Raw genomic sequence first — 26,349 nt, 5'->3', positions numbered from 1 at the left:
TGATCTCCTAGCTGGGGTTCGGGATGACGAGCGTCTTGATGCAGTTGTCGAGCTTCGCCGAGAACATGTGGTAACCCTCCGCGATCTCCTCGAGGGGTATCCGGTGCGTGACGATCTCGTTGGGCTTGAGGTAGCCGTTGCGGATGTGGTCGAAGAGGCGCGGCCACTGCCGCTTCACCGGCGTCTGGTTCATGCGCAGGGTCAGGCCCTTGTTGAGCGCGTCACCGAATTTCACCGCACTGAAGATCGGACCATAGGCTCCGACGACGGATACCGTCCCGCCCTTGCGCACGGCGTCGATCGCCCAGTTCAGTGCGATGGGGGAGCCTCCCTGCAGCTTGAGCTTCGTGCCGGTCACCTGCTGGAGGAAGTTGCCGTCCGCCTCCGCTCCCACCGCGTCGATCACGACGTCCGCGCCGAGGTAGTCCGTGGTCTTCTTCATCTCGACCACGATGTCGTCGTGCTCGGCGAAGTTGTAGGTCTCGGCGTGCGCGAAGGTGCGGGCCTTCTCGAGCCGGTACTCGAGGTGGTCGACGACGATCACGCGGCCCGCCCCCATGAGCCAGGCCGACTTCGCGGCGTACAGTCCCACCGGCCCGGCACCGAAGACCACCACGGTGTCACCCTCGACGATGTCTCCGAGCTGCGCGCCGAAGTACCCGGTCGCCAGGGCGTCGGTGAGCAGGACGGCGTCCTCGCTGTCCAGCCAATCGGGGATGATCGCCGGCCCCACGTCGGCGAAGGGCACGCGCACGAACTCCGCCTGGCCGCCGTCGTAGCCGCCCGTGGTGTGTGAGTAGCCGTATATGCCGCCCACCGCCGTCGCGTTCGGGTTCACGTTGTGGCAGTTCGAGTACAGGCCGCGCGCGCAGAAGTAGCACGACCCGCAGTAGACGTTGAAGGGGACCATGACGCGGTCGCCGCGCGTGAGGTTCTGGACGGAGGGCCCCACCTCCTCGACGACGCCGATGAACTCGTGCCCGAACGTGGTGCCCACGCGGGTGTCCGGCATCATGCCGTGGTAGAGGTGCAGGTCCGAGCCGCAGATCGCCGCGGTCGTGACGCGCACGATCGCATCGTTCGGGTGCTCGATCTTCGGCCGGGGCTTCTCCTCGACCCGGATCTTGTAGGGCCCGCGGTACACCATGGCTTTCATCGTCGGCCTCTTTCGTCGCTGGTCCGGCCAGCGTTGCACCGTCGCGCCGGCGCGACAACAGGTGCGGTGGGATGCGGAAAGGGCGTGCGGAGGGGCCGCGAGGGTGTTACGGCCGCGTCTGCTCAGCCGTGGTCCGTGCCTGGGCCGCGAAGAGCCAGCCGACGGAGGCGGAGAGGGCGAAGCCGACGCCGACGATGCAGGTGAGGCCCGACCAGAAGAACAGGGGTACGCCCGCCGTGCCCGGTGCGGGCGCAGGGCCGATGGCCTGGACGGAGAGGTAGAGGGCGGCGGACAGCGCCAGGCTGCCGAGCCCGAGCACCCAGCACAGGACGAGCCAGCCGCGCGAGGACGCCCAGTGCGCACCGAAACCCTGCCACGTGTTCCAGGCGTTCCCGGTGCGCATGATGATCAGGCCGCCGACCAGTGTCCAGGCCCCCACGACGAGGAGGGCTGCGACGACGTCGGCCGGGCGGTGCCACAGGTTGAGGAAGGTGGCGGCGCCCGCGAGGACGGAGTAGCCCCCGCCTGCCGCGGCGGCGAAGGGGCGCCAGCGGGGCGTGGCGATGATGAAGACGGCGGCAGCGGCGGATGCCGCGAGCGTTGTATGCCCTGACGGTAATGAGTTGAAGTCCAGCGTGTCGACGCCCCGGTCGGGCCGGTCGAAGACGAGGTTCTTGAGGATCTGAGTCGTCAGGTTGGAGGCCGCGATGACGGCGACGGCGGTCAGGGCGGCGGCGTATCGCCTGCGCCCGAAGGCCACGAACAGGATGGCGGCGGCCGCGAGGACCGCCGAGATGGTGGGCAGCGTATCCAGGAACCGCAGGAACGGCAGCTGTGTGTCGGGTGCTGCGACTCCTGCCTCACGCCACGCGGATTCGTCGGCGAACTGGCCCGTGGTGGTCCGGACGAAGGCCCAGTAGGTCCATCCGAGCGCCGTCGCGCAGGCGAGGGCGGCCAGCACGAAGAGCAGCGGCGAGCGTGCTGCTTGCGCCTGCCGGGAAGGGGTTCGCTGCGAGGTCATCGACCCAATGGTTCCATACGATCCTGCGAGTTCCGCTGTCCCGGAACCTCCGGGCGAGCGGGCGCTACCGTAGCCTGAGGTCGTGCAGATGCGACCGATGGCCCCGCCGGTTCCCCTTCCGCTTCCTCCGCTGGAGGAGATCGAGGCCTCGGCCCACGTGGTGTCGGTCCCCATGCGGGTGAAGTTCCGGGGTGTCCTCGTGCGTGAGGCCCTCCTGGTCCGGGGACCGGCAGGGTGGGGCGAGTTCTGTCCGTTCCTCGAGTACGACGACGCCGAGTCCGCTCCCTGGCTCGCCTCTGCCGTCGAAGCGGCCTGGTACGGATTCCCGGACCCGATCCGCGCCTCGGTGCCCGTCAACGCGACGGTCCCCGCCGTGGGGCCCGCCGCGGTCGAAGGGGTGCTGTCCCGATTCGGTGCCGTCGGTGCAGTGAAGGTGAAGGTGGCGGAGAAGGGGCAGGACCTGGCCGACGACGTCGCCCGCGTCGCCGAAGTGCGCAGACTCCTCCCGGAGGCGGGGATCAAGGTGGACGCCAACGGCGCGTGGGAGGTCGGTGAGGCGCTCACCGCCCTCGAGGCGCTGGCGCCGTTCGACCTGCAGTACGTCGAGCAGCCGGTCGCGGACATCGCCGGACTGCGTGCGGTGAGGCTCGAGCTGCGCCGCCGCGGCGATCGGGTCCTGGTGGCGGCGGACGAGAGCGTGCGGCGCCAGGACGACCCGCTGCGCGTCGCCCGGGAGGATGCGGCCGACCTCCTCGTCATCAAGGCGCCGCCGCTCGGAGGCGTGCGCCGGGCGCTCGACATCATTGGCCGCGCGGGCCTTCCCGCCGTCGTCAGTTCCGCCCTCGACACGTCCGTCGGAATCCGTGCCGGCGTCGCCCTCGCCGCTGCGCTGCCCGAGCTGCCCTACGCCTGCGGCCTGGCAACGGTGTCGCTCATGGCCGGCGACGTCACCGACGCGTCGCTCGTGCCGCTGGGCGGCGCACTGCCCGTGCGGGACGTGGAGGTCTCCGGTGAGAAGCTGATCTCCTTCGCCGCGGCCCCGGACAGGAGGCGGGAGTGGCTGGAACGCCTGGGACGCTGCCACACAGTTCTCGCCGCCGCGCAGCAGCGCTGACGCGGCGGAGAACGATACGGGATCCTCACGCTCCCGTAACACGTCGTCAATGCGGAAGCACTAGAATTGGATGTCAACGATCTCCTGAAAGGAATATCCACTTGACATCCTCGGACTCGCTCCCGAAGCCGGTCATCGGCCTCACGGCCTATCTCGATCCGGCCGTCACGGAGGGGTGCGGAACCGTCGAGGCAGCCTTTCTGCCGCAGAACTACCTGGCGCCCGTCCTCGCCGCCGGTGCCATCCCCGTCCTGCTGCCGCCGCAGGGAACCGATGGCGGCGTGGTCGAGCAGCTGCTGCCACGGCTCGACGGCGTGATCGTGGTCGGAGGCTGGGACATCGACCCCTCGCGCTATGGGGCCGAGCCCCACGCCCAGACGGATGCGCCACACCTGCTGCGCGACGCGTGGGACTCCGCCGTGGTGCGGGAGGCGGTCCGGATCGACCTGCCGCTCCTCGGGATCTGCCGCGGCGAGCAGATGCTCAATGTCGCTCTCGGGGGGTCGCTGCACCAGCACCTGCCCGACCTGGTGGGTGACAGCCCCTACCAGCTGGGCGATCACCGCTTCAACGCGGTCCCCGTGGACCTGCGGCCGGGGTCGCAGGTGGCGCAGGTTCTGGGAGCGACCCACCTCGACGCCGTCCCGGTCTCCCACCACCAGGCCGTCGACCGGGTAGGACTGGGGCTGCAGGCCTCCGCGTGGAGCAGGGACGGCATCATCGAGGCCATCGAGTTCCCCTCCAACCGTTTCTGCATCGGCGTCCAGTGGCACCCCGAGCAGAGCCCGACGGAGACCGCGCTGTTCGACGCGTTCGTGCACGCGGCACGGGAGCGCCAGCTGGGGCGCGCACTCCCGCTGCGCGTCGAGGGCGGTTTCCAGGACGCGGGTCTCCCGGCAGCCTGAGACGGACGGACGGACGGACGGATCGGCGCCGGTCCCGGGACCGGCGCCGACGCCCGAGTTCGGACGGCGTTCATGCGCCGTTCACCGCCACGCACCGCGGTTGTTCAGGTGGAATCTGCAGGGTGGGGACGGACGACGTTCATCCTGCGAGAGGTACCACCCCATGACTGAAACTCCACGCCGCCTGCTGCCGATGCTCGGCTCCACCAAGGGAAAGCGCAGCGCCGTCACCTGTGCGCTGAAGTGTGACAACGCCTGCTCCGATGCGGTCTGCAACACCTCCACCAACACCTACTTCCGCGACATCGTCTCGAGCGAGTTCTCGCGCCGGAGTGCGCTCGGCGCCGGTGCCGCCGGTGCCCTGACCCTCCTCGTCGGCACGCAGACCGGAGCCGGCTCGGCCCAGGCCGCACCGCCTCCCGGCACGGGCTACCGGAAGAGCAACCTGCCGTTCGACGCCATCGCGCCGGTCGACGCCTCGGTGGACGCCATGACGGTACCGCAGGGCTACGGCTGGAAGCCGGTGATCCGCTGGGGTGACCCGCTGTTCGCGAACTCGCCGGCCTTCGACGCGGACAAGCAGAGCGCTGCAGCGCAGGCGCGGCAGTTCGGCTACAACTGCGACTACACGGACGTCCTCGAGATCGAGGGCAGCAAGGGCCGCCGCGCGGTCCTCTTCGCCAACCACGAGTACACGAACGAGACCATCATGGTCCCGCCGACCACGCCTGCCGCTGAAGTGCGCGGCATCGGCAAGGCCGCCCACGGACTGTCCGTCGTCGAGCTCGAGCGCAGGAACAGGAACAAGCCGTGGTCCTACGTGCAGGGGGCCCCGCTCAACCGCCGCTACCTGACCACCACCCCGTACGAGGTGACCGGCCCCGCCGCAGGCTCCGACCTGCTGAAGACCAAGGACGACCCCTCGGGCCGCACCATCCTCGGAACGCTCGGGAACTGCGCCGGCGGCACCACTCCGTGGGGGACCATCCTCTCCGGCGAGGAGAACTTCAACGGCTACTTCGTGGCCACCGGCACCAGCGCCGGCGACCGCCGCTACGGCCTCACCAGCCGTCCGACGGCGCGCGGCTGGGAGATCGACGAGCCGCGCTTCGACACGCGGAACGCCGGGTACGAGAACGAGAAGCACCGGTTCGGCTACATCGTCGAGGTCGATCCCTTCGACCCCACCTCCACGCCGAAGAAGCACACCGCCCTCGGGCGCTTCAAGCACGAGGGTGCCAACGTCACCGTCGCGTCCGACGGCCGTGTGGTGGCCTACATGGGCGACGACGAGCGCTTCGACTACCTCTACAAGTTCGTTTCGAAGAACACCGTCCAGCCCGGGACGAGCGCGGCCGCCCGCAAGGCGAATCTGACGCTGCTCAGCGAGGGCTCGCTCTACGTCGCGCGCTTCCAGGGCAACTCCGTGGCCGAGATCGACGGCACCGGCACGCTCCCTTCCGACGGCGCGTTCGACGGCGTCGGCGAGTGGCTGCCGCTCCTCATCGACAACCGGTCGGTGGTGGCCGGCATGACGGCCGAGGAGGTCGCCGTCTTCACGCGCCTGGCCGCCGACAGGATGGGCGCCACCAAGATGGACCGCTGCGAGGACGTGGAACCCAACCCCCTCACGGGCAGGGTCTACGTCGCCTGCACCAACAACACCAACCGCGGCGTGGGCTCCAATGCCGCCCCGGACGAGGCGAATCCGCGCACGCAGAACCGCGACGGTCACGTGGTCGAACTGACCGAGGCCGGCGGCAACGCGTCCGGTACCCGGTTCACCTGGAACCTGCTCCTCGTCTGCGGCGACCCTGAGCGCAACCCGGCGACGTACTTCGGCGGCTACCCGAAGGACAGGGTCTCGCCGATCTCCTGCCCCGACAACGTGGCCTTCGACTCGCAGGGCAACCTGTGGATCTCGACCGACGGCCAGCCGGGCACCATGGGCTTCAACGACGGCCTGTTCAAGGTGGGCCTCGAAGGCGCCGAGCGGGGGCGCGTGGAGCAGTTCCTCGCGGTGCCGCGGGATGCCGAGACGTGCGGTCCGGTCATCCACGACCAGGAGGGAACGGTCTTCGTCGCCGTGCAGCACCCGGGTGAGGACGGGAGCTGGGCGGACCAGCGTTCCTTCTTCCCCGACTACGTGCCGTCCGGCAGCACACCCGGGAAGGGCCAGGCGGCGCTTCCCCGGCCCTCCGTGGTGCAGGTCTACCGCACCTAGGGATCTTCGCCGGACGCCCTGTCCGGCGCACCCCCTTCCGCCGAGAGGGTGTGCCGGGTGGAAGGATGAGAGGGTGACGACACCAGCGACGCCCCCTCCAGTCCTCGACTCCGCCGCTTCGGCCGCCCGCGCGGTCGCAGCCCTCGTGGCAGGTGGCGTCGTGGACGTCGTCGTCGCGCCGGGCTCCCGCAGTGCACCCCTCGCGTACGCGCTGGCCGACGCGGAGGCCGCGGGACGCGTCCGCCTGCACGTGCGGATCGACGAGCGGTCGGCCGCCTTCACCGCCCTGGGCCTCGCACTCGGCGCCCAGCGGCCGGCGGCCGTCGTGACCACGTCGGGGACAGCGGTGGGGGAGCTGCTGCCGGCCGTCATGGAGGCCAACCACGCGGCCGTCCCCCTGGTGGTCGTCTCCGCAGACCGGCCCGGCGAGCTGCGGGGGACCGGGGCCAACCAGACCACGGTGCAGCCGGACCTGTTCGGCGTACACGTGCGGGCGGGCCTCGACCTGGGAGCCGGTGAGGATCCAACCGCCCCGATCGGGGACGCCCTGCAGGCCGCCCTCGGACGACCCGAGGGCGGGGTGCCGACCGCGCCGCCCGGGCCGGTGCACCTGAACCTCGCCTACCGCGATCCGCTCGTGCCCACCGGCGCAGCGTCAGGTTCCGCCGCGCCGGGAACGGCGGCGGAGGAATCCGCAGCAGTCCCGGCCGCAGCGACGAGGGCCCCGGCGCCCGTGACCGGACAGCGCGACGGCACCCGGACCGTCGTCGTCGCAGGGCATGGAGCGGGAGAGCTGGCCGCGGTCTTCGCCGCGCACCTGGACCTCCCGCTGCTCGCCGAGCCGTCGTCGAACGCGCGCTTCGGCACCAGTGCGATCGCCCCCTACCGGCTGCTGCTCGAGCACCTCGGCCCGGCCGTCACGCGCGTGGTGACCTTCGGTCGCCCCACGCTGTCGCGTCCGGTCACCGCGCTCCTCGCGCGGGCCGACGTCGAGCACGCCCTGTACCTGCCCGTGCCGGTGGCCTGGTTCGAGGAGGGCCGGCGCACCGAGCGCATCATCGACACCCTGCCCGACCTGCTGGAGTTCGCGGGGCGCGGCGAGGACGGCTGGCTCCGCTCCTGGCGGGAGGCGGGAGCGACGGCGGAAGCCGCCGTCCAGTCCCTGCTGGCAGACGAGGACCGCATCACCGGCCTGCACGTCGCCGACGCGGTGTGGGAGCACACGGACGGGAACCTGGTGCTCGGCTCCTCCAACCCCATCCGCGACGTCGACCTCGTCGCCGCGACCGACTGGCACCCCCTCGAGGTCTTCGCCAACCGGGGACTGGCCGGGATCGACGGCACCGTCTCGACGGCGACGGGCGTGGCACTCGCCGCCGGCATCCCGACACGCGTGCTGATGGGCGACCTGACGTTCCTGCACGACGTCGGCGGGCTGCTCCTCGGCAGCGGCGAACCGCAACCGGACCTCCACATCGTGGTGCTCAATGACGGCGGCGGGGGCATCTTCGGCCTCCTCGAGCACGGGGCGGAGGCGACGACGGAGCGGTACGGGGCCGCCGTCGAGCGACTGTTCGGGACACCGCACACCGTGGACCTCGCCGCGCTCGCCGCTGCCTACGGGCTGCACTACGAGCGGGCGACCACGCTGGAGGAGCTGGATACAGCGATGGAGCGGCCCATTCGGGGCCGCTCCATCCTTGAGGTCCGGGCCGAGCGCGCGACGCTCCGGGACCTCCATGCGCGCATCCGCCGCGTCGTGGCGGAGGTCACGGTGTCCTAGCTAGAGCACCTTCGACAGGAAGAGTTTCGTCCGCTCGTGCTGGGGGTTCCCGAGGACGTCCTCGGGCTTGCCCTGCTCCACGACGACGCCGCCGTCCATGAAGACGACGCGGTCGCCGACCTCGCGGGCGAATCCCATCTCGTGCGTGACCACCATCATGGTCATGCCCTCCTTGGCGAGCTGCTTCATGACCTCGAGGACGTCGCCGACGAGCTCGGGGTCCAGCGCGCTGGTGGGCTCGTCGAAGAGCATCATGTCGGGGTCCATGGACAGCGCGCGTGCGATGGCGACGCGCTGCTGCTGGCCGCCGGAGAGCTGTGCGGGGAAGGCATCGGCCTTCTCCGCGAGGCCCACCTTGGCAAGGTTCCTCCGCGCGATCTCCGTGGCCTCGGACCTGCTGCGCCGCTTGGCGCGCTGCTGCGCGAGGGTCAGGTTCTTGAGGACCGTGAGGTGCGGGAAGAGGTTGAACTGCTGGAAGACCATGCCGATGCGCGTCCGCACATCGTCGAGGTCCGTCTCGCTGTCCGTGATATCGACGCCCTCCACCATCACCGTGCCGGTGGTGGGTTCCTCGAGCCGGTTGACGCACCGGAGCAGGGTGGACTTGCCGGAGCCGGAGGGGCCGATCACGCACACCACCTCGCCCTGGTCCACGTGGAAGTCGATGCCCTTGAGCACCTCGTTGCTGCCGAAGGTCTTGCAGAGTGCCCGGACCTCGATGGCCGGCACTGCCGCCGTCGATCCCGGTGCCGTGGCACCCGATGCTGGATGGGACACCGGAATCACCGGCCTCTCTTGTTGTGTCGTTCGAGCTTCGCGACCAGCTGGGTCAGCGGCAACGTGATGATCAGGTACATCGCCGCGGCCACCACGAGCGGTGTCGCGTTCGCCTGGCTGGTCAGGGCGTCACGCGAGAACGTGGTCAGTTCACGGTCGCCGATGGCCATGCCCGCGATGAACAGGAGGGACGTGTCCTTGATGAGGATCACGAGCTCGTTGGTCAGGGGAGGCGTGATGATCCGGAAGGCCTGGGGGAGGACGACGGTCACCATGGTCCACGCGGAGTTCATGCCGAGTGAGCGGGCGGCTTCCACCTGCCCCTTGGGCACCGCCTCGATGCCGGCTCGGATCGTCTCCGCGATGTAGGCCGAGGAGACGATGATGAGGGCGATCAGGCCGGCGCCCGCGTTGCCGCCCGGCGGATGCCACTGGAACGCGATGGGCACCGCGTAGGCGAATGCGAAGATCACCAGCAGGGCGGGAAGGCCACGGAAGAGCTCGATGTAGCCGGTGGCCAGCCAGCGGTACGGCAGGACCGGCGAGAGCTTCATGAGGGCGAGGACGAGCCCGAGGAGCAATCCGCCGAGAAAGGCGATGGCTGTGTAGACGATGGTGTTCTTCGCCGCGATCGTCACGATCTCCGGGAAGGAGGCCGCGGCGACGTCGAGGTCGAAGAAGTTGGAACGGATCTTCGCCCAGTCGGCGGCGAGGACGATAAGGAGGACTACGGCGGCGAACACCGCGTAGAGGACGCCCTGGATCAGGCGCCTGCGTGTCGATCGTTTCACGCGGGGGGACTACCTTCCTTCGGGAAGTGGCACCCGTGCGGCCCGGGCTCCGGGCCGCACGGGTCGGATGGGCTACTGCTCGAAGTAGGAGTCGTAGATTTCCTGGTACTTGCCGTTGTCGCGGAGGGTGGTGAGCTGCTCGTTGACGGCGGTGACCAGCGCCTCGCTGCCGTCCTTCGCCATGATGAAGCCGTACTGCTCGTCCGTGGGGTACTCCTCGGCGATGGTGAAGGCGCCGTCCTCGGTGTGGCCGATGTTGACCGGGAGGTCCTGCAGGAGGGCGTCGACGTTGCCTGCCTGGATGGCGGCGTACATCTCGGCGTCCGAGGGGAAGGCGACCAGCTCGGCCTCGGGCGCGTTCTCCGTGGCGTAGGTCTCGCCGGTGGTGCCCTGCTGGACGCCGACCTTCTTGCCGGCGAGGTCGTCGATCGAGGCGATGTCGGAATCCGTGGGAACGAGGAGGGACTGCAGCGAGTCGTAGTACGGGTCCGAGAACGCGAGGTTCGCCTTGCGCTCCTCGGTGATCGTGACCGCGCTGGCCCCGATGTCGCACTGGCGGGCCGCGAGGACGGCGCCGCTCTGGAGGCCGTTGAACTCGACGTCCTGGACGGCGAGCTCGAGATCCAGGCCGGAGGCGATCTCCTTCATGATGTCCATGTCGAAGCCGGTGTACTCGCCGTTCTCCTCGAACTCGAAGGGCGGGTAGGGGATGTCGGAGCAGACGGTCAGCGAGCCCTCGGAGACGAGGTTCAGGCCGCTCTCCTCGGCGGAGCCGGAGTTGGAACCGGAACCGGCGTCGTCGGAACCGCCGCCGCAGGCGCTCAGCGCGAGGGCGCCGGCGGCCATGGCGGCCAGCATTGCGGATTTCTTGGAAAACATGGGTACCTCACTTGGACGGGCGGAATGGAACGGAAAAAAGGTCCTGCTGATTCTAGCGACGAAAGAGAGATGTGCATCACAGGCTACAGCTATTGCCTATTGGTAACCAGAGACCCGCGTCGGGGCCCGAGTCCGAGGGCTTCGGTCATGGGCCGGAACTTGCTCCACGTCTCGGCGAGCTCGGCCTCGGGCTGGGAGCCCTCCACGATGCCGCAGCCCGCGTACAGCCGGATGCGGGTGGGCGCCTCGATGACCGCTCCGCGCAGGGCGATGCCCCATTCACCGTTGCCGCCGGCGTCGATCCAGCCCACCGGCCCCGCGTAGGGGCCGCGCTCGAGGTGTTCCAGTTCGCGGATGAGGGCTCCGGCGACGGTCGTGGGCGTCCCGCAGACGGCCGCGGTGGGGTGCAGCGCCTGGACCAGGGCCAGCGAGGTCGGGACCTGGCCGGTGTCGTCGGGCGCGAGCTGGGCCGTGACGTCCGAGGCGAGGTGCCAGACGTTCGGCAGCTGCAGGACGAAGGGCTCGCTGTGCGAGGTCATGGAACTCGTGAAGGGCTCGAGGGTCTCGGTGAGCGAGTCGATGGCGATCTGGTGCTCGTGGAGCTGCTTCTCCGATCCGGCCAGGACGCGGTCGGCGTAGCCGGGATCGCCCTCGGGCGCGTCGGCACGGTCGAGGGTGCCGGCGAGGACGCGCGCCTGGGCCGTGTTGTCCTCCACCTTGATGAGCATCTCCGGGGTCGAGCCGATGAGCCCGTCGACGGCGTACGTCCAGCAGTCCTCGTACCGCACGGCGAGCTCGCGCAGCACCTGGGCGGTGGCCACCGGCGTCTCGAGGTGCGCGACGACGTCGCGCGCCAGCACGAGCTTGCTCAGCTCACCGGCCTGCACGTGCTTCACGCCCTCCGCGACGGCGAGCTTGTACTGGTCCTCGCTGAGGACGCCCGGGCCCAGGCTGTCGCCGGGGCTGGGGGAGCGGCCGGCGTCGGGGGCGGCGAGGTAGGCGGCGAGCGCTGCTTCCGCCGCCGAGGCGCTCAACTCGGCTTCGGCGTCGTCCGTGATGTACGTCAGCCAGCTCCTTCCTTCACTGCAGCCCACCACCACCTCGGGGACGATCAGGCGCGACGGGTGCGAGGAGGTCTTGGAGAAGGCGAAGGACCCGAAGGCGATGAGGCCGGAGCCGGGGACGCCCAGCTCGTCCAGGACCTCCGCGCCGGCGAGCTCGCTGCGCCACCACTCCTGGGCCTGCGTGAAGCGGTCCGGCCCCGTTCCTGTGAATCTCGCCGTCTCCCCGTAGGCGACGAGCCCGCCGCCGCGGCGGATCCAGGTGTGGGCATCGTTGCGCACCACGTACTCGAGGAGGCCGGACCGGGGATCCATGGCGCCGCGTGCCACCGTGATGCTGCGGAGCCCGCGGGACTGTCCGGGCGCAGGCGTCAGCGCGGTGAGGGACGGAGTGCTCATGATGCTCCAAGCGTACTCCGCGGCTCCGCGCCACCTTCGTGCCGGGCCGTGAGCTTGGGCACGTCCCCGGAGGCCCGAGGAGGCCCGGCCGGGGCTGCGCGGCTCCGCCCGGATCGGGGATCGGCGCCGATTAGGTGCGGGGTGTTTGTTTGAGACAATGAGCGGGTGAATCGTGCATCCCTGGAGAAGCGCCCTGACGAAGTAGCGGCCATGTTCGACGACGTGGCCCCCAAGTACGACGTCGTCAACGACGTCCTGTCGGTGGGGCAGACCCGCCGCTGGCGTCGCATCGTCGTCGACGCGGTCGGGGCCGAACCGGGCCAGCGCGTGCTCGATCTCGCTGCCGGCACCGGCACCTCGAGCGAGCCCTACGCGGACGCCGGGATCGACGTCGTGGCCTGCGACTTCTCGCTCGGCATGCTGAAGGTGGGCAAGCGCAGGCGGCCGGACATCGCCTTCGTCGCCGGCGACGCCACGAACCTGCCGTTCGCGGACAACTCCTTCGACGCGAGCACCATCTCCTTCGGGCTCCGCAACGTTCACGAGCCGAAGAAGGCACTGGCGGAGATGCTCCGCGTCACGCGCCCGGGCGGGCGGCTGGTGATCGCGGAGTTCTCCTCGCCCACCGTCGCGCTCTGGCGCACCACGTACACCGAGTACCTGATGCGGGCGCTCCCGGCGATCGCCCGCAAGGTGAGCTCCAACCCCGATGCGTACGTCTACCTCGCCGAGTCCATCCGAGCTTGGCCGAACCAGGACGAGCTCGCGGCGTGGATCGGCGAAAGCGGCTGGAACGACGTCGAGTACCGGAACCTCAACGGCGGCATCGTGGCCGTCCACCGCGCCACCAAGGCGCCCGCGGCTCCCGGCGAGGAGCCGCTCCTGCCGGGGCAGGTCCGCCTGCGCCGCACGACGGCGGCCGTCTAGATGTCCGTGCTCATCGTCGGGGCGGGTCCTGCCGGCTCCACGGCGGCCTACTACCTCGCGAGTGCCGGCATCGAGGTCACCGTCCTCGAGAAGACGTACTTCCCCCGCGAGAAGGTGTGCGGCGACGGCCTGACCCCCCGCGCCACGCGGGAACTGCAGCTCCTCGGCCTCCCGCACGACGAGAGCGAGGGGTGGCGCCGCAACAAGGGGCTCCGCCTCATCGCGGGCAAGCGAACCGTCGAGGTGCCCTGGCCCGAACTGAGCGACTTCCCCGACTACGGCCTGGTCCGCACGCGCCTCGGCTTCGACGAGGCACTCGCGCAGCATGCGCGGGCCGCCGGAGCGACGATCCTCGAGGGCCACTCCGTGTCCTCCGCACTGCGCGACGACGCCGGACGGGTCACCGGGGTGACAGCGAACCTGCTCGACGCCCACGGCCGCAAGACGGGTGACACGCGCACCTTCGCCGCCGACGTCGTCCTCGCCGCCGACGGCAACTCGACGCGCACCGCCGTCAGCCTCGGACTGCAGAAGCGCGACGACCGGCCCCTCGGCGTCGCCGTCCGCACGTACTTCACGAGCCCCCGGACGAACGACGACTGGATGGAAGGGTGGCTCGAACTCCCGGACGCCACCGGCAAGCCGCTGCCGGGCTACGGCTGGGTCTTCGGCGTCGGCGACGGCACGTCCAACGTGGGCCTCGGCATCCTCAACTCGTCCGCCGAGTTCGGCAAGCTCGACTACAAGCAGGTCCTGCGTGACTGGACGGCGGGCATGCCGCCCGAATGGGGCTTCACGCCGGCCAACCAGGTGGGCGAGATCCGTGGAGCTGCCCTGCCCATGGGCTTCAACCGCACGCCGCACTACAGCCCCGGATTGCTGCTCCTCGGTGACGCCGGGGGCATGGTGTCCCCGTTCAACGGCGAGGGCATCTCCTACGCGATGGAATCGGCACGCTACGCCGCCGAGTTCATCACGCGGGCCGAGGGAGTGACGACGCCGCTCGGACGCGACCAGGTGATGTCCGGGTACGCGCCCTACGTACGGGAGCAGTGGGGCAGCCACTTCACGCTCGGACGCGTCTTCGCGCGGCTCATCGGCAAGCCGGCGATCCTCTCGCTGGCGCTGCGCACGGGCATGCCGGTGCCCGTGCTGATGCGGTTCGTGGTGCGGATGCTCGCCAACCTGACCGACGCCGGCGGCCGCGGGTTCGAGGACCGCGTCATCCACCTGCTCGAGTCGCTCGTGCCGCCCACCTCCAACCAGCCGTCCCTGACGGGCCACCTGCGTGCGCAAAGCGCCGCCCCACTTGGTTAGTCTTAGACCGTGACACAATCCTTCAACTCCGGGTGGACCAGCGTGGGTCCGAACAGCGCGCTGGACACGGCGGACATCCCGGACGACGCCGACGCCCTGCGTCTGCCTCCCGGCTTCGCCCTCATCGCCGAGGACCCGGACCTGGGGCCGTCCGTCTCGTCATGCCTCGCCGAGGTGGAGAAGCAGCTCCGCGGGGCCATCGCCAACTCGGATCCCCTGGCCGATGCCACTAGCCGCCACCTGGTCGAGGCCGGCGGCAAGCGCATCCGCCCCCTCCTGACGATCCTCGCGTCTCACCTCGGCAACCCGACCCACGCCAAGGTGGTCCAGGCGGCCGTCGTCGTCGAACTGACGCATCTCGCCACGCTGTACCACGACGACGTCATGGACTCCGCGCCGTACCGCCGGGGCGCACCCACCGCGCACGAGGTGTGGGGCAACTCCGTCGCCATCCTCACCGGCGACCTCATCTTCGCCCGGGCATCGATCCTCGTCTCCGAACTGGGCGGTGAGGCCCTCGGTATCCAGGCCCGTACCTTCGAGCGGCTGTGCCTGGGCCAGCTGCATGAGACCGTGGGCCCGCGGGACGGCCAGGACGACCTCGAGCACTACCTCTCCGTGATCGCGGACAAGACCGGTTCGCTCGTGGCGGCCTCGGGCCAGCTCGGAGCCCTGTTCGCGGACACGTCGCCCGAGGTGGTCGACGTCATGGTGTCCTACGGTGAGAAGGTCGGTGTCGCGTTCCAGCTCGCCGACGACGTCATCGACGTCACCGGCCTGAAGGTCACGTCGGGCAAGGCGCCCGGCACGGACCTGCGCGAGGGCGTCCCCACCCTGCCGGTCATCCTGCTGCGCCGTGCCGCGGCCGCGGGGGATGCATCGGCCGCCGAGGTCATCGCCCTCGTCGACAGCGACCTCTCCTCAGACGAGGCGCTCGCGGATGCCGTCGAGGCCGTGCGCTCCCACCCCCAGACACAGGAGGCGTGGGCCGTGGCGCAGCAGTGGGCCGACGACGCCGTGGCCGCCCTGGAGCCGCTGCCGGACAGCACCGTCAAGCAGGCGCTGGCGAGCTTCGCGCAGGCCGTCGTCAGCAGGGACGTCTAGCCCCCTCCCGCGGCTGCCACGCAGCGCTTCGCCGTCGTTCCTGCGGCGTCGCGCACGCCTCGGTTGGCGGCCCCTGACGCTGGGCCTCGCCGTCGTTCCTGCGGCGTCGCGCACGCCTCGGTTGGCGGCCCCTGACGCTGGGCCTCGCCGTCGTTCCTGCGGCGTAGCGCACGGCTTTCCCTCGGAAGTGTCCTTGATAATCGGCGTGTCCCGTGCCGACACGCCTCCTCCACGATGAAACGCGTGCACGACGCCGCTTCCTCCCGTGTCGCAGCACCTCGCGGCCGTCGCAGCACCTCACGGCCGTCGCCGGCGACATGCGCGTGCCGCTGCCCTCGGCCTGTCCACATAGCCGTGGGTCCAGAGGTGCTTACGGGCGGCAGCCTCTTGGGTTGGGCCATGACGATCGAGCGGATTCTCACGGCGTCGGGCGGTGTGGCTTCCACGGGTGACCTGTTGAAGCGAGGGGTGGGGGAGCGCGCGATCGAGCGCTACATCGGCGACGGCAGGCTTCTCCGCGTTCGACGGGGAGTCCTCGCTCTTCCCGACGCACCACCGGACTTCATCGAGGCGGTTGCCGGGGGAGCGCGGCTCACCTGCGTCTCCGCCGCGGTCCACTACAGGCTGTGGTGCACCCGACCTGCTGTCCGCATGCATGTCAGCCGGCCGACCCGCTCGGTCGCCGGCTGCATAAACCATCGCGCCGTCACCGTTCCCCCGCACCCCCAACTGCCGCTCGTCGGTGTGGCCGATGCGCTCGTGCACGTGCTGCAGTGCCGCCCTGCCGACGAGTCGGTCCCCATGGTCGAGTGTGCCCTTCGACGCGGTGACACCACGGCTGCGTTCCTCGAGTCGCGGCTGCCTGGTAAGCGCAACGGGAAGGCCCGCGCAGCATTGGCGCTGGTCGACCTCACCGCGGAATCGGCGATCGAGGTCGTCACGCGACTCCTGCTCCGCGGGGCCGGTCTCGGTGTTCGCTCACAGGTGCGGATAGCGGGCGTGGGTCGGGTGGACTTCCTGGTCGAGGATTGCCTCGTCGTGGAGATCGACGGAGCCGCGTTCCACTCCGACCGGCGGGCACTCCGGCGCGACCGCAGGCGGAACAACATGACGGTCATCGGCGGCTACACGGTGTTGCGGTTCTGCTACGAGGACGTCATGTTCGAGCCCGAGGAAGTCCTCGCCATGGTCTTCCGGGCCCTCGGGCGCCGGCCGATTCGCTGACATCGACGGCCACGCGCGGCTTCGTGCACGGCTTTAGTGGGCAACTGACTCTGATAACCGGCGTGTCGTCGTAGGACACGCTCTTGTTGCCCAGAACCCGTGCACGAAGCCGCATCAGCGGGTCTCGGCGGGGTCTCGGCGGAGCGGGAACGGCGGCAGGCCTACCTCGCGGGGAGGAAAGCCCTCAGCTCGTCGGCCTTCCGGGCCCGAATCACCGGGTCGACGATCGGCCGCTTCGGCGTGAAGTAGAAGCCGTCGTCGTGCCAGCGCGGGAGCACGTGCTGGTGGTAGTGCCAGACGTGCTGGCTGCCTGCGGGCTCGTTGTGCTGGCGCGTGGAGACGCCGTCGGGGGTCCAGGCCCGCTTGATGGCGATCGCGATGTCGCGGGTGAGGGTCATGATCCGGGCAGCGACGTCGTCGGGCAGTTCGTAGAGCAGTTCGACGTGCGCGCGCGGGGTGATGAGGACGTGGCCGGGGTTCGGCTCGAAGCCGTGGGACGCGATGAACGCCAGCACGAGGTCATCGGAATAGATGACGTCGCCGGGGCGGCACAGGTTCTTCGGGTTGCTGAAGTCGTTGCGCGCCAGGTCGCAGAACGGGCACTGGTAGCCCTCGGGGGCGTGGTGGGCGAACTCCATCAGTCCTCGTCGTCCTCCTCGAAGACCCACTCGAACAGGTCGAGCACGTATTCGCTGAACGTGCCCTCCTCGCTCTGCCACTCGCCCCGCGCGTTGTTGCGCCGCCAGACGATGGGGTCCGGCACGTCCAGCTGGTCCGCCCTCATGCCCCACGTGAACTGCTCGTCCTCGTCCTCGAGGAACAGGAGGAAGCCGTCCTCGATCTCGAGCTCGTCGGGATCCCAGAAGAAGTGGTAGGCCTCCATGATGTCCTCGGTGGCTCCCACCGCACGGTAGAACTCGCGGAGCGCCAGGGGCAGTTCGAAGTCCTTGCCCTCGAGCATCTGGGCGAGCTCGTCGTCGGACAGGCCGTCCTCCTCGGCCCACTCGCCCTCGAAGTACGAGGGCACGAGGGCGCGGAATTTGTCGGCAAACAGCTCAGTCACGAGTACTCCAGGAGTGGTGGTGGGGATGCTCCCATCCTAGCCGCCGCGCCCCGCGCCCGGGTCACCGTCGTACGCTGGCCGTCCGTGCTGCGAGCGGCGCGTGCCAACCGTAGCGCCAGGCGAGGACACGCAGGGTGAACACGAGCGACGCCGCCACGGTGCCCGTGAGGAGCGTGAAGGTCCCCGTGAGGTACAGCGCGGTGACGACGACGGCGCCGAGTAGTGCGGGCAGGGCGTAGATGTCGCGGGGATCGAAGAGCTGGGGGATCTCGTTGGCGACGACGTCGCGCAGCAGGCCCCCGCCGACGGCGGTGGTCACGCCGAGCAGGACCGCGGACACGGGATTCAGGCCCACCTCGAGTGCCTTGATCGTGCCGGTGATGCAGAACAGGGCGAGTCCGGCGGCGTCGAAGATCACCAGGACCCGCTTGACGCGCTCCACGCCGGAGAAGACGAAGTAGACGAGGACGGTGGCGAGGAGCGGAGGCAGCAGGTAGGCGGGAGTGGTGAAGGCCGCCGGCGGAACGTCGATGATGAGGTCCCGGGCCACTCCGCCGCCCAGTGATGCGAGCGATGCGAGGAGGAGCGAACCGACGATGTCGAAGCCCTTGCGCGCGGCCAGCAGGGAGCCGGAGACCGCGAAGAAGAAGACGCCGAGGAGGTCGGCGGCGAGGGCAATCTGTGAAGCGGTATCCATGTCTTCCTTCGGCGGACCGGAACGGGTGCGGCGGGGCGCTGCTCCCGTTCGTCGACGGGCGGCAGAAGGGCCCTGACCAGCATGACAGAGGCGGCGCCGCCTTCGGTTCCCCTAGGCTGGGGTCATGACCCGGGGATACGCAGCAGGCACGGAGACGGTCGAACCGAGCGCGAAGGACGGCTCACGGCCGATGCGCCTCGCGTCCCTGCTCATCGGCCTCCTCCCCACCAAGAGGAACCTGACCGGCACCGACTGGGTGAACTCGAAGTACCCGGGCCGGACCTACCCGTCGATGGCCGCCATCCCCTGGACCTTCCGGCAGACCCACAGCATCCAGGAGAAGCGGGTCGATGGTGTCCGCACGCTCACGGTCCGGCCGCTCCGCGGAGGCACGCGGTCGCACATCATCTACACGCACGGCGGCATCTACATCAACGAACTCAGCCGCCCGCACTGGTGGATCATCGCCGAGCTGACCAGGCGGACGGGCGCTGCCGTCACCGTGCCCCTGTACCGCCTCGCTCCGGAGAGCACCTACCGCGAGGCCTTTCCCTATCTGGTGAGCGTCTACCGTGAGGTGCTGCGCACCGCGGCGCCGGACGACGTGACCCTGATGGGCGATTCCGCCGGCGGTGCGCTAGCCATCGCCCAGCCCTGGGCCTTCCGCGACGCCGGCCTGCCCGTGCCCGGCCGCATCGTCGCGTTCTCCCCGTGGCTCGACGTCACGGCCACCAATCCCTCCATCCCGACGTACGACGCCGTCGACCCGATGCTCTCCGTGGGCGGCGGCGTGCAGGCAGGACTGTGGTGGGCCGGGGGCGACGATCCCAGGACACCGCTGGTCAGCCCCGCGTGCGCTCCCGGCGATCTGCTGGCCGCGGTGCCGGTCACGCGCATCTACCAGGGCACCCGCGACGTGTGCATGGCGGATGCGACAGTGTTCCGGGACAGGGCGGTTGCCGCCGGCGCCGATGTCACTCTGAAGGTCTATCCGGGCGCGTTCCACGTCTTTCCCGCGTTCCCCCGCCTGCCGGAGTCCCGGGAGGTCTATGCGGACATCGCGGCGTTCCTGGGACGGCCGCCACTGCCGTAGCAGGACGGGCCCGAGGGGTCAGTTCCCTGCGCCGGAGTCCCGGGAGAGGACCCACACGTTGGTATCGCCCTGGCGCTCGACCGTGACCGTGGTGACGAGTGCCCGGATCATCGAGAGCCCGCGGCCGGATTCGTCGTAGTCCTCGAGCAGTGCGTCCGGGTCGGAGGCCGGGGGTGGTCCGTCGAGGTCGGGCACCGGGTCGAGCGCCGCGGCCCCGATCTCGCTGATGACCGCACGGAGGCGTCCGGTGGCGACGGTGAGGTCGACTCCGAGGAGGAGGTCGCACCCGGCCTCGGGGACACCGTGCTGCACCACGTTGCTCGCGGCCTCGATCACGGCCGTGGTGAAGGCCATCTGGTCGAGTGCGGGCACGAAGGCCGCGTCGAGCCACAGCTGGTCCAGGATGCCGTGCAGGTCCTCGATCGCCTGCTCGTCGGCCGGCTTCTCGAGGGTGCGCCGGGCCAGGATGTCAGTCATTGAGGAAGGCTTCCTCGGGTGTTGCGTGCGGCGTCAGGACGCGGTGCATGCTGGTCAGTTCGAGCACCATGTTCACCTGCGGCTGCACGGCGGCGATGCGCAGGTCCCCGCCCGACTGCCGGGCGAGCTTGAGGCAGCCGATCAGCGCGCCGAGGCCGGAGGAATCCATGAAGCTGGTGTCCGCGAGGTTGACGACGATCCGCTTGCCGCCCCCGCTGACGACCTCGTCGATGACCTCGCGCAGCTTGGGCGCCGCGACCATGTTCAGGCGGCCGCTGGCCGACACCTCGGTGTAGCGTCCCTTGTCCTGCGTGGTGAATTCCATCTGTACTTCCTCTTCCGATCCCTGTCCGCGTTCCTGAAGTGTTCCTGAAGTGTTCCTGGAGGAGCGGCGTCGCTCCCCGGCGCCGGTCAGCCCTGCAGGCGCTGGAGCACGACGACGGTGACATCGTCGGCCACCTCGGGCACGTCGGCCATGTCCAGCAGGACCGCGCAGGCGTCCTCCGCGCTGGGGGCGGCCGTGATGACGCCCGCTACCGCCTCGGTGAACTGGTCCACAGTCTCATAGATGTCCAGCAGGCCGTCGCTCACGATGGCCAGGGAGTCGCCGGGCCGGAGGCTGACCGTACCGGGCGGCCACACCTGGTCCGGCCACGCACCGACGGGTGGTCCCCCCGACGAGAGCCGCGTGACGCCACCGTCGGCCGCGACGTGCAGTGCGAGGCCATGGCCGGCGTCCACATATCCGACGATGCCGGTGGCGGCATCGAGGCGCCCGTGGAACAGCGTGACGAACGAGCTGGTCTGCTCGAGGTCCGCCTCCGTCGCGCGCGCCGCCGTCGCGAAGGCGCTCTCGATGCTCGGCTGGGGCGCCACGGACCGCATGATCGCGCGGACGGTCGCCGCGATCAGCGCAGCACCCATGCCCTTGCCCATCGCATCCGCGACGGTGAGGTGCAGTCCGTCCGGCGTGCGGTACCAGTCGTAGAAGTCACCCCCGACACTGCGCGACGGCCGGAACTTCCCGGCGAGCTCGTAGTCCTCGATCCTCAGGTTGTCGCGGGGGAGGAGGTTCTTCTGGACCTCGGCCGCGCGCTGGCGCTCATCCGCGTTGGCGACGTCGACCGCCGCCTGGCGGCTCTGGCGGCGGAAGAGGGAGTTGATCCGTGCGACGAGCTCGCGCGGGCTGAAGGGCTTGCTGATGTAGTCGTCCGCGCCGGTCTCGAGGCCGGTCAGGCGCTCGATCTCGTCCGTACGGGCCGTGATCATCAGGATGTAGGCGTCGGAGAACTCGCGGACAGCACGGCAGACCTCGACGCCGTCGCCGTCGGGCAGGTTGAGGTCGAGCGTGATGAGGTCGGCGCCGGCGCGGGCCTTCTCCAGGCCCTCGCGGGCGGTGGCGGCCTCGGCCACCTCGAAGCCCTCACGCTTCAGGATCTGCACGAGCAGCCCCCGAATATCTACGTCGTCCTCAACAACCAGTGCACGGCGTATCTCAGGGGCGGCAGTCATGGTCCTCATTAAACGCTACGCCGCACGATCATCCGGACGCCGGGCGGAGCGTCGCCCTGATCGATGGATTGTTGCACCGAACTTGATGTGATCTTGAGGTCGGGCGCCACTTTCAGCAGCCGTAATAGCAGGGCTCCCGCGATATTCTGTGGACACTGGCGCGGGAGGTCCGCCTGGCACGTCCTGCAGGAACGGGACGGCTCGACGACGGACAAGGGGGATGGCCGACCGATGGACAGGGTGCTCTCCCATCTCACGCTCAACACGAGGCAGTTCCACGAACTGACCCTCCGTATGCGTGTCGTCCTGAGCCAGCTGCCGCTCTTCCTGACCGTCCTTCTCATCGTCGTCGGGGGCTTCCTGTTCCACCGGGACCTCCTGGCAAGCCAGGCCTTCCTGGTCGGTGTGGGACTGCAGGTCGTGCTGCTGGCGGTGTGTGTGCTCGTACCCTGGGACCGCCTGCCCCACGCCAGCTTCCTGGTCATCCCGCTCCTCGATTTCATCCCCATCGGACTCATGCGCCACGGGGCCGGCACGGTCATCACCGGTGTGGGCCTGCTGGCGGTGTTCCCCGTCATCTGGCTGGCGGCCTCCGGGCTCTACCCGCGCGCAGCCCTCACGGTGGGCTTCCTGGCCTCGCTCGGCATCGTCTGGGCACCCGTCTTCTTCGGCGGTGCAGCGGTCAACCTGGAGTCGCTGACCCAGTCCTTCCTCCTCCCGTTCATCATGCTCGCCATCGGCGTGACCATCCGTGTCATGACGGCGAGCATGATGGCGCAGCAGGCGGTCGTGGAGGAGAAGGACCGCGCGCTGCAGGGCCTCCTGGAGGAGAGCGCGCGGCGCGAGCGTCTGCTGGAGACCGTGGTCAACAGCGTGGACATCGGGCTGCTGGCCGTGGACGAGGCCGGCCGGCCCGTGCTCACGAACCGCAAGCTCGAGCACTTCCGGGCGCTCGCGGGCGGGACCGGCGACACCCCCGAGGCGGACCTCCAGATCTTCCAGCAGGACGGCCAGTCGGCCATGCCCGAGGCGCGGCGGCCGACGCGGCGCGCCGCCGAGGGCCAGGTCTTCTCCGATTACCTGCTCTGGTGGGGCGAACGGCCCCACCAGAGGGTGCTCTCGACGTCGTCGCGCCTGATGACGAACCAGGCCGGCTCCCGGGAGGGTTCGGTCGTGACGTTCAACGACGTCACCGAACTCGTCACCGCATTGAACGCGAAGGACGAGTTCGTGGCCACGGTGTCCCACGAATTGCGGACACCTCTGACCGCGATCCGTGGTTACCTCGAACTGCTCACCGGCATGCCCGATCTCCAGCCCGAGGTCGCCTCCGGCCTCGAGGTGGTGTCGCGTAATTCGGAGCGCCTGCACAAGCTCGTGGTGGACCTGCTCTCGACGGCCGAGGGTTCACCGGAGATCACGCCCGTTCCCACGGATCTGTCCGAACTGGTCGTCCAGCGGGTGGCCAACGCCCGGGAGCGCAACATCAACCCTCAGGTGCGCTTCGAGGACTTCACGGAGCCGGGCCTCGTGGCGTTGTGCGACGCGTCGCGGATCGGTCAGGTGCTCGACAACCTGCTCTCGAACGCCGTCAAGTACTCACCCGGCGGTGGACGCGTGACCGTCCGCGCTGCCGAGGTCGACGGCGAGGTGGAGTGCAGCGTGACGGATCAGGGCAGCGGCATGTCCACCGAGGAGCTCCGCGGTGTCTTCTCGAAGTTCTTCCGGACCTCGGCGGCACGCAATGCGGCCATCCCCGGGGTCGGGCTCGGCCTCGCCATCTCGAAGGCGATCGTGGAGCGCCATGGCGGCACCATCAGCTGCCGGAGCGTCGAGGGCGAGGGCTCGACGTTCACCTTCCGTCTTCCGCTCGCGTACGCCGGCCAGAACCAGCAGCTGCAGCCGCAGGAGCGGTAGGGGCCCGAGGAGGCCGACGCGCACTGCGCCCGCGTCAGCCTGCTGGGCCGAGGTCCACGGTCACGGTCGTGCCGCCGCCGGGCGTCTCCGTCAGGCTGATCGAGCCTCCGTGCGCCGCCGCGATCCGCGTGCAGGTCGCGAGGCCGATGCCGCTGCCTGCGGGATCCCCGTCGCGCTGCAGGCGCACGAGCGGCTCCAGCGCCCTGGTCCGGTCCTCCGCGGGGATGCCCCTGCCGTGGTCGATGACGCGCAGCACCTGTGTCTCGCCGGTGCTCGCGAGGACCTCGATCCGTGGGGGCCGGCCCTCCGCCGAGTACTTGATGGCGTTGGATACGAGGTTCTGCAGGAGTGCGGTGACCTGCGCCTGATCCACCGACAGCTGCGTGTCCTGGACCGTCACGACGGCGTCGTAGGCGCTGCTGAGCGGCAGGACGTCCTGAAGGACGGCGTTCATCATCGTGCCCAGGCGGACCGTCCGGCGGCTGATCGTCCCGCCGATCCGGGAGAATTCGAGGACCTCCTCGACGGTGGAGAGCATCCGGCTGGCACTGCCGCGGATGATGCTGAAGTAGCGCGCCGCGGGTCCCGAGGGTTCGACGTCGTCGTCCTGTTCGCTGAGTTCGGTGTAGCCCAGGATCGCCGTCAAGGGGTTCTTCAGGTCGTGGCTGACCCGCGCGGCGAAGCCCGCGAGGTCTTCGTTGCTGCGGCGCACCACCTCGAGGGCTTCGACGAGCTGGCGCGTCGTGAGCTGCAGTTCGAGGACCTCGACCACCTGCCGGGCGAGGATCTCGAGTCCCTCCCGTTGGTCGGGTCCGAAGCCGATCGCGCGGAGGGAGAAGACGCAGAGGGTGCCGAGCGCGTACCCGCTCCCGGTGATGAGTGGCACGGACGCGTACGACCGCACGTCCGCGATGCGGCCGTTGACGAAGGGGTTGTCGGCGAAGCGCGGGTCGAGGGACGCGTCGGCGAGCGCCGTGATGGAGCCGGACCGGAAGACCTTCGAGCACATCGAGTCCTCTCGGGAGCAGACTCCTGCGTCCACGCCCACGGCGGCGATCTGGTGCTGCTGGTCAGCGGTGATGATGTTGATGACGCCCGCGTCCATACCGCTGACCCGGACGGCGAGCTTCACGAGGTTGAGGAGCTCCGGGGGAGTCTGGTAGTCGCGCTCGTTCCCGGGGAGGCCGTCGGTCTCGCCGTAGGGAAGCCGGTAGTCCTGCAGGGCCGTCTGGCGGGCGAGCTCCTCCAGGTCCCACTCGTCGGCATGAATCACTGGCATGTATACCCCCGAAGAACTTTGAGACCGGTGTAGGTAGGTCCAACTATTACACGGGGCGTCACCTGCCGGTGCCGCCTCGCGCGAATGGTGCGGACGGGTGCGTCAGCCCAGTGCGCGCACGCGGAGGGCGAGGTACAGGTGGACGCGGTCCGCAGTGACCGCCGGGTCGTACCCGGTCAGTGTGACGACCTGCTGCAGCCGGTAGCGGATGGTGTTGCGGTGCAGGTCCAGGTCGGCGGCGACGGCGGCGACCGAGCCGTCGAGGTCGAGGTAGCGCTGGAGGGTGGCCAGGAGGCCCGCGCCGTGCGCCTCGTCGAAGGCCTCGAGGGGTTTCAGGGTCTCGCCGGCGAGGTCGGCGAGGGGTACGTCGGCGCTCGACATGAGCAGGGAGGTGATGCTCAGCCGGTCCGCGAGGTTCACGGACTGGCCGCGCTGCAGCGCCTCGCGTGCCTCGAAGTAGCTCCAGCGCAGCCCGTTCGGCTGGGCGTAGGTCCCGCCGACGCCGATGCGCGAGGTGAGCCCGGCACCGTGCAGGTACCGGCTCAGGTCCGCCGGCTCGGGTGCTGCGCCCGCCGGGAGGACGAGGACGAGCCGCTCGTCCACGAGTGCGGCGGCGGCACTGTTCCAGCCGTCGGGCAGGGGGAGCGTCCGCAGCGCACGGCGCTGCCCCGACGCGACGTCGACGATCAGCACGCTGTGCCGGGACGAGGTGTCGATGCCCGAACTGGCGAGCCTGGCTGCGGCTTCCGCCCCGGCGAGGGTGCCGCGCACCACGTCCTCCAGCAACTGGCCGGCCGCGGTCCGCGCTCCGGTGCGGTTCCTGGCCTGGTTGGTGAGCTCGACCGAGATCAGGCTCTGCGCGTAGTCGACGATCGCCGCATGCCCGTAGGGTTCCGCTATGGCGAGGGTGCACCGGTCCTTGAGTCCCGTGGCGATCGGGAGCCGGTGCCACTCGGGGGGATCGACGCGCGCCCGGGAAGGGTCCGGGGCACCCGCGATGCGCGCACCGTACTGGAAGAGGGCCACGTCGGTGCCGAGCATCCCGGCGAGTTCGCCGAGGAGGGAGCCGAGGCCTCCTGCCCCGAGCAGCGCCGATGCGAGGACGGCGTGCCCCTCCAGAAGGTTCTCGAGGCCCGCGTAGTGGTCCGCCGACAGGGCGTCGGCCACCTTCTTGCCGATGGCGATGAAGGGGGTCTCGTAGGGGACACGGAAGGCGGGCAGGCCGACATCGTCCGCCTCTGCCAGCACGGCCGGCGGGATCCTCCGGTGGGTGAGGCCGACGCCGAAGCCGAGGGCCAGCGCTCCCGCCTCGTGCACCCGCTGCACGAAGGCGCGTTGCGCGGCTCCCGTCTTGAGCCGGACACCGGTGGTGAGGACCACCTCCGCGCCGTTGAGGAAAGGCCGGGGGTCCTCGAGTTCCGTCACCGCGACCCACTGGATGGAGGAGGCCGGGGCCTCGGAACGACCCTCCGCGACGAGTCCGAGTGCGGGATCGGAGAGGAGGTCGGGAAAGGTGATGGCCATGGAGCCAGCTTACGTGCGGCTGTGCCTTTGCACGGGCCCTTCCGGTATCTGCTGTGCAGATACACGTGGCGGAGGTTACCTCCTCCCGGTACCGTCGTCTCGATA

General features: G+C 69.9%; 23 protein-coding genes and 1 pseudogene. 10 read left to right on the top strand and 14 right to left on the bottom strand.

Annotated features, from left to right (window positions below):
- Positions 1 to 7 precede the first annotated feature (7 nt).
- The gene (locus tag ACX80J_RS02280) at positions 8 to 1,156 is read right to left on the bottom strand and encodes a zinc-dependent alcohol dehydrogenase (RefSeq protein WP_459346685.1); all 1,149 of its coding nucleotides are present in this window, start codon (positions 1,154 to 1,156) and stop codon (positions 8 to 10) included.
- Between the two features lie 430 nt (positions 1,157 to 1,586).
- Positions 1,587 to 2,177 (bottom strand): annotated as a pseudogene (locus ACX80J_RS02275) (phosphatase PAP2 family protein); the annotation flags it as partial.
- Between the two features lie 88 nt (positions 2,178 to 2,265).
- Here ACX80J_RS02275 and ACX80J_RS02270 point away from each other — a divergent pair.
- The 4 genes from ACX80J_RS02270 to menD all read left to right on the top strand — a co-directional run bounded on the left by ACX80J_RS02270 (position 2,266) and on the right by menD (position 8,203).
- On the top strand, positions 2,266 to 3,291 hold the full coding sequence (locus ACX80J_RS02270) for an o-succinylbenzoate synthase (protein ID WP_459346940.1): 1,026 nt from the start codon (positions 2,266 to 2,268) through the stop codon (positions 3,289 to 3,291).
- Positions 3,292 to 3,392: 101 nt separating this feature from the next.
- Complete coding sequence (locus ACX80J_RS02265) at positions 3,393 to 4,196, top strand: gamma-glutamyl-gamma-aminobutyrate hydrolase family protein (protein WP_459345524.1); 804 nt, start codon at positions 3,393 to 3,395, stop codon at positions 4,194 to 4,196.
- A 163-nt stretch (positions 4,197 to 4,359) separates the two neighbouring features.
- Positions 4,360 to 6,420, top strand: coding sequence for a PhoX family protein (locus tag ACX80J_RS02260; RefSeq protein WP_459346684.1), 2,061 nt, complete (start codon positions 4,360 to 4,362; stop codon positions 6,418 to 6,420).
- A gap of 73 nt (positions 6,421 to 6,493) precedes the next feature.
- A complete protein-coding gene (gene menD / locus ACX80J_RS02255) occupies positions 6,494 to 8,203 on the top strand; it encodes a 2-succinyl-5-enolpyruvyl-6-hydroxy-3-cyclohexene-1-carboxylic-acid synthase (RefSeq protein ID WP_459346683.1) in 1,710 nt (569 codons plus the stop codon).
- On the opposite strand, the gene ACX80J_RS02250 is transcribed toward menD, so the two are convergent.
- The 4 genes from ACX80J_RS02250 to ACX80J_RS02235 all read right to left on the bottom strand — a co-directional run bounded on the left by ACX80J_RS02250 (position 8,204) and on the right by ACX80J_RS02235 (position 12,110).
- Positions 8,204 to 8,980, bottom strand: a complete 777-nt coding sequence (locus ACX80J_RS02250; RefSeq protein ID WP_459345521.1) for an amino acid ABC transporter ATP-binding protein — start codon at positions 8,978 to 8,980, stop codon at positions 8,204 to 8,206.
- 5 nt (positions 8,981 to 8,985) lie between these two features.
- The gene (locus tag ACX80J_RS02245) at positions 8,986 to 9,771 is read right to left on the bottom strand and encodes an amino acid ABC transporter permease (protein WP_459345520.1); all 786 of its coding nucleotides are present in this window, start codon (positions 9,769 to 9,771) and stop codon (positions 8,986 to 8,988) included.
- 72 nt (positions 9,772 to 9,843) lie between these two features.
- Entirely contained in the window at positions 9,844 to 10,650 is an 807-nt protein-coding gene (locus ACX80J_RS02240) for an ABC transporter substrate-binding protein (RefSeq protein WP_459346682.1), read from the bottom strand.
- A gap of 89 nt (positions 10,651 to 10,739) precedes the next feature.
- The gene (locus ACX80J_RS02235) at positions 10,740 to 12,110 is read right to left on the bottom strand and encodes an isochorismate synthase (protein WP_459346681.1); all 1,371 of its coding nucleotides are present in this window, start codon (positions 12,108 to 12,110) and stop codon (positions 10,740 to 10,742) included.
- Positions 12,111 to 12,275: 165 nt separating this feature from the next.
- Here ACX80J_RS02235 and ACX80J_RS02230 point away from each other — a divergent pair, with 165 nt between their 5' ends.
- The 4 genes from ACX80J_RS02230 (at position 12,276) to ACX80J_RS02215 (ending at position 16,682) form a co-directional block, all read left to right on the top strand.
- Positions 12,276 to 13,037: a demethylmenaquinone methyltransferase gene (locus tag ACX80J_RS02230; protein ID WP_459345517.1), complete on the top strand. Its 762-nt coding sequence runs from the start codon at positions 12,276 to 12,278 to the stop codon at positions 13,035 to 13,037.
- On the top strand, positions 13,038 to 14,354 hold the full coding sequence (locus ACX80J_RS02225; RefSeq protein ID WP_459346680.1) for a geranylgeranyl reductase family protein: 1,317 nt from the start codon (positions 13,038 to 13,040) through the stop codon (positions 14,352 to 14,354). It abuts the gene before it with no gap.
- Positions 14,355 to 14,363: 9 nt separating this feature from the next.
- Positions 14,364 to 15,458: a polyprenyl synthetase family protein gene (locus ACX80J_RS02220; RefSeq protein WP_459346679.1), complete on the top strand. Its 1,095-nt coding sequence runs from the start codon at positions 14,364 to 14,366 to the stop codon at positions 15,456 to 15,458.
- A gap of 399 nt (positions 15,459 to 15,857) precedes the next feature.
- A complete protein-coding gene (locus ACX80J_RS02215; protein WP_459346678.1) occupies positions 15,858 to 16,682 on the top strand; it encodes a DUF559 domain-containing protein in 825 nt (274 codons plus the stop codon).
- Between the two features lie 161 nt (positions 16,683 to 16,843).
- On the opposite strand, the gene ACX80J_RS02210 is transcribed toward ACX80J_RS02215, so the two are convergent.
- From ACX80J_RS02210 to ACX80J_RS02200, 3 genes are all read right to left on the bottom strand, one after another.
- Positions 16,844 to 17,320, bottom strand: coding sequence for an HIT family protein (locus tag ACX80J_RS02210; protein WP_459345513.1), 477 nt, complete (start codon positions 17,318 to 17,320; stop codon positions 16,844 to 16,846).
- Positions 17,320 to 17,745 carry a hypothetical protein gene (locus ACX80J_RS02205; protein WP_459345512.1) on the bottom strand — a complete coding sequence of 142 codons (426 nt, stop codon included), beginning with the start codon at positions 17,743 to 17,745 and terminating at the stop codon, positions 17,320 to 17,322. The genes ACX80J_RS02210 and ACX80J_RS02205 overlap by 1 nt, the downstream gene beginning before the upstream one ends.
- A 61-nt stretch (positions 17,746 to 17,806) precedes the next feature.
- Positions 17,807 to 18,442 (bottom strand): trimeric intracellular cation channel family protein, encoded by a 636-nt coding sequence (locus ACX80J_RS02200; RefSeq protein WP_459345511.1) that lies wholly within the window; start codon positions 18,440 to 18,442, stop codon positions 17,807 to 17,809.
- Between the two features lie 124 nt (positions 18,443 to 18,566).
- Between ACX80J_RS02200 and ACX80J_RS02195 the strand changes: the two genes are divergently transcribed.
- Positions 18,567 to 19,535 carry an alpha/beta hydrolase gene (locus ACX80J_RS02195; protein WP_459346677.1) on the top strand — a complete coding sequence of 323 codons (969 nt, stop codon included), beginning with the start codon at positions 18,567 to 18,569 and terminating at the stop codon, positions 19,533 to 19,535.
- 18 nt (positions 19,536 to 19,553) lie between these two features.
- Here the strand turns inward: ACX80J_RS02195 and ACX80J_RS02190 are convergent, their stop codons facing one another.
- The 3 genes from ACX80J_RS02190 to ACX80J_RS02180 all read right to left on the bottom strand — a co-directional run bounded on the left by ACX80J_RS02190 (position 19,554) and on the right by ACX80J_RS02180 (position 21,524).
- Positions 19,554 to 20,012, bottom strand: coding sequence for an ATP-binding protein (locus ACX80J_RS02190; RefSeq protein WP_459345509.1), 459 nt, complete (start codon positions 20,010 to 20,012; stop codon positions 19,554 to 19,556).
- Entirely contained in the window at positions 20,005 to 20,337 is a 333-nt protein-coding gene (locus tag ACX80J_RS02185) for an STAS domain-containing protein (protein WP_301225932.1), read from the bottom strand. Before ACX80J_RS02185 ends, ACX80J_RS02190 begins: the two co-directional genes overlap by 8 nt.
- Before the next feature lie 86 nt (positions 20,338 to 20,423).
- The gene (locus ACX80J_RS02180) at positions 20,424 to 21,524 is read right to left on the bottom strand and encodes a PP2C family protein-serine/threonine phosphatase (RefSeq protein ID WP_459346676.1); all 1,101 of its coding nucleotides are present in this window, start codon (positions 21,522 to 21,524) and stop codon (positions 20,424 to 20,426) included.
- Positions 21,525 to 21,755: 231 nt separating this feature from the next.
- On the opposite strand from ACX80J_RS02180, the gene ACX80J_RS02175 reads away from it, so the two are divergent.
- Complete coding sequence (locus ACX80J_RS02175) at positions 21,756 to 23,441, top strand: sensor histidine kinase (RefSeq protein ID WP_459346675.1); 1,686 nt, start codon at positions 21,756 to 21,758, stop codon at positions 23,439 to 23,441.
- Between the two features lie 34 nt (positions 23,442 to 23,475).
- Here ACX80J_RS02175 and ACX80J_RS02170 read toward each other — a convergent pair whose 3' ends face one another.
- Positions 23,476 to 24,720: a sensor histidine kinase gene (locus ACX80J_RS02170; RefSeq protein WP_459346674.1), complete on the bottom strand. Its 1,245-nt coding sequence runs from the start codon at positions 24,718 to 24,720 to the stop codon at positions 23,476 to 23,478.
- A 102-nt stretch (positions 24,721 to 24,822) separates the two neighbouring features.
- Positions 24,823 to 26,244 carry a PucR family transcriptional regulator gene (locus tag ACX80J_RS02165; RefSeq protein WP_459345506.1) on the bottom strand — a complete coding sequence of 474 codons (1,422 nt, stop codon included), beginning with the start codon at positions 26,242 to 26,244 and terminating at the stop codon, positions 24,823 to 24,825.
- Between the last annotated feature and the right edge of the window lie 105 nt (positions 26,245 to 26,349).

The organism is Arthrobacter rhamnosi (assembly GCF_054510975.1).
The sequence above is the reverse complement of the archived record's forward strand: the minus strand, read 5'-3'. Positions and strand labels throughout refer to the sequence as shown.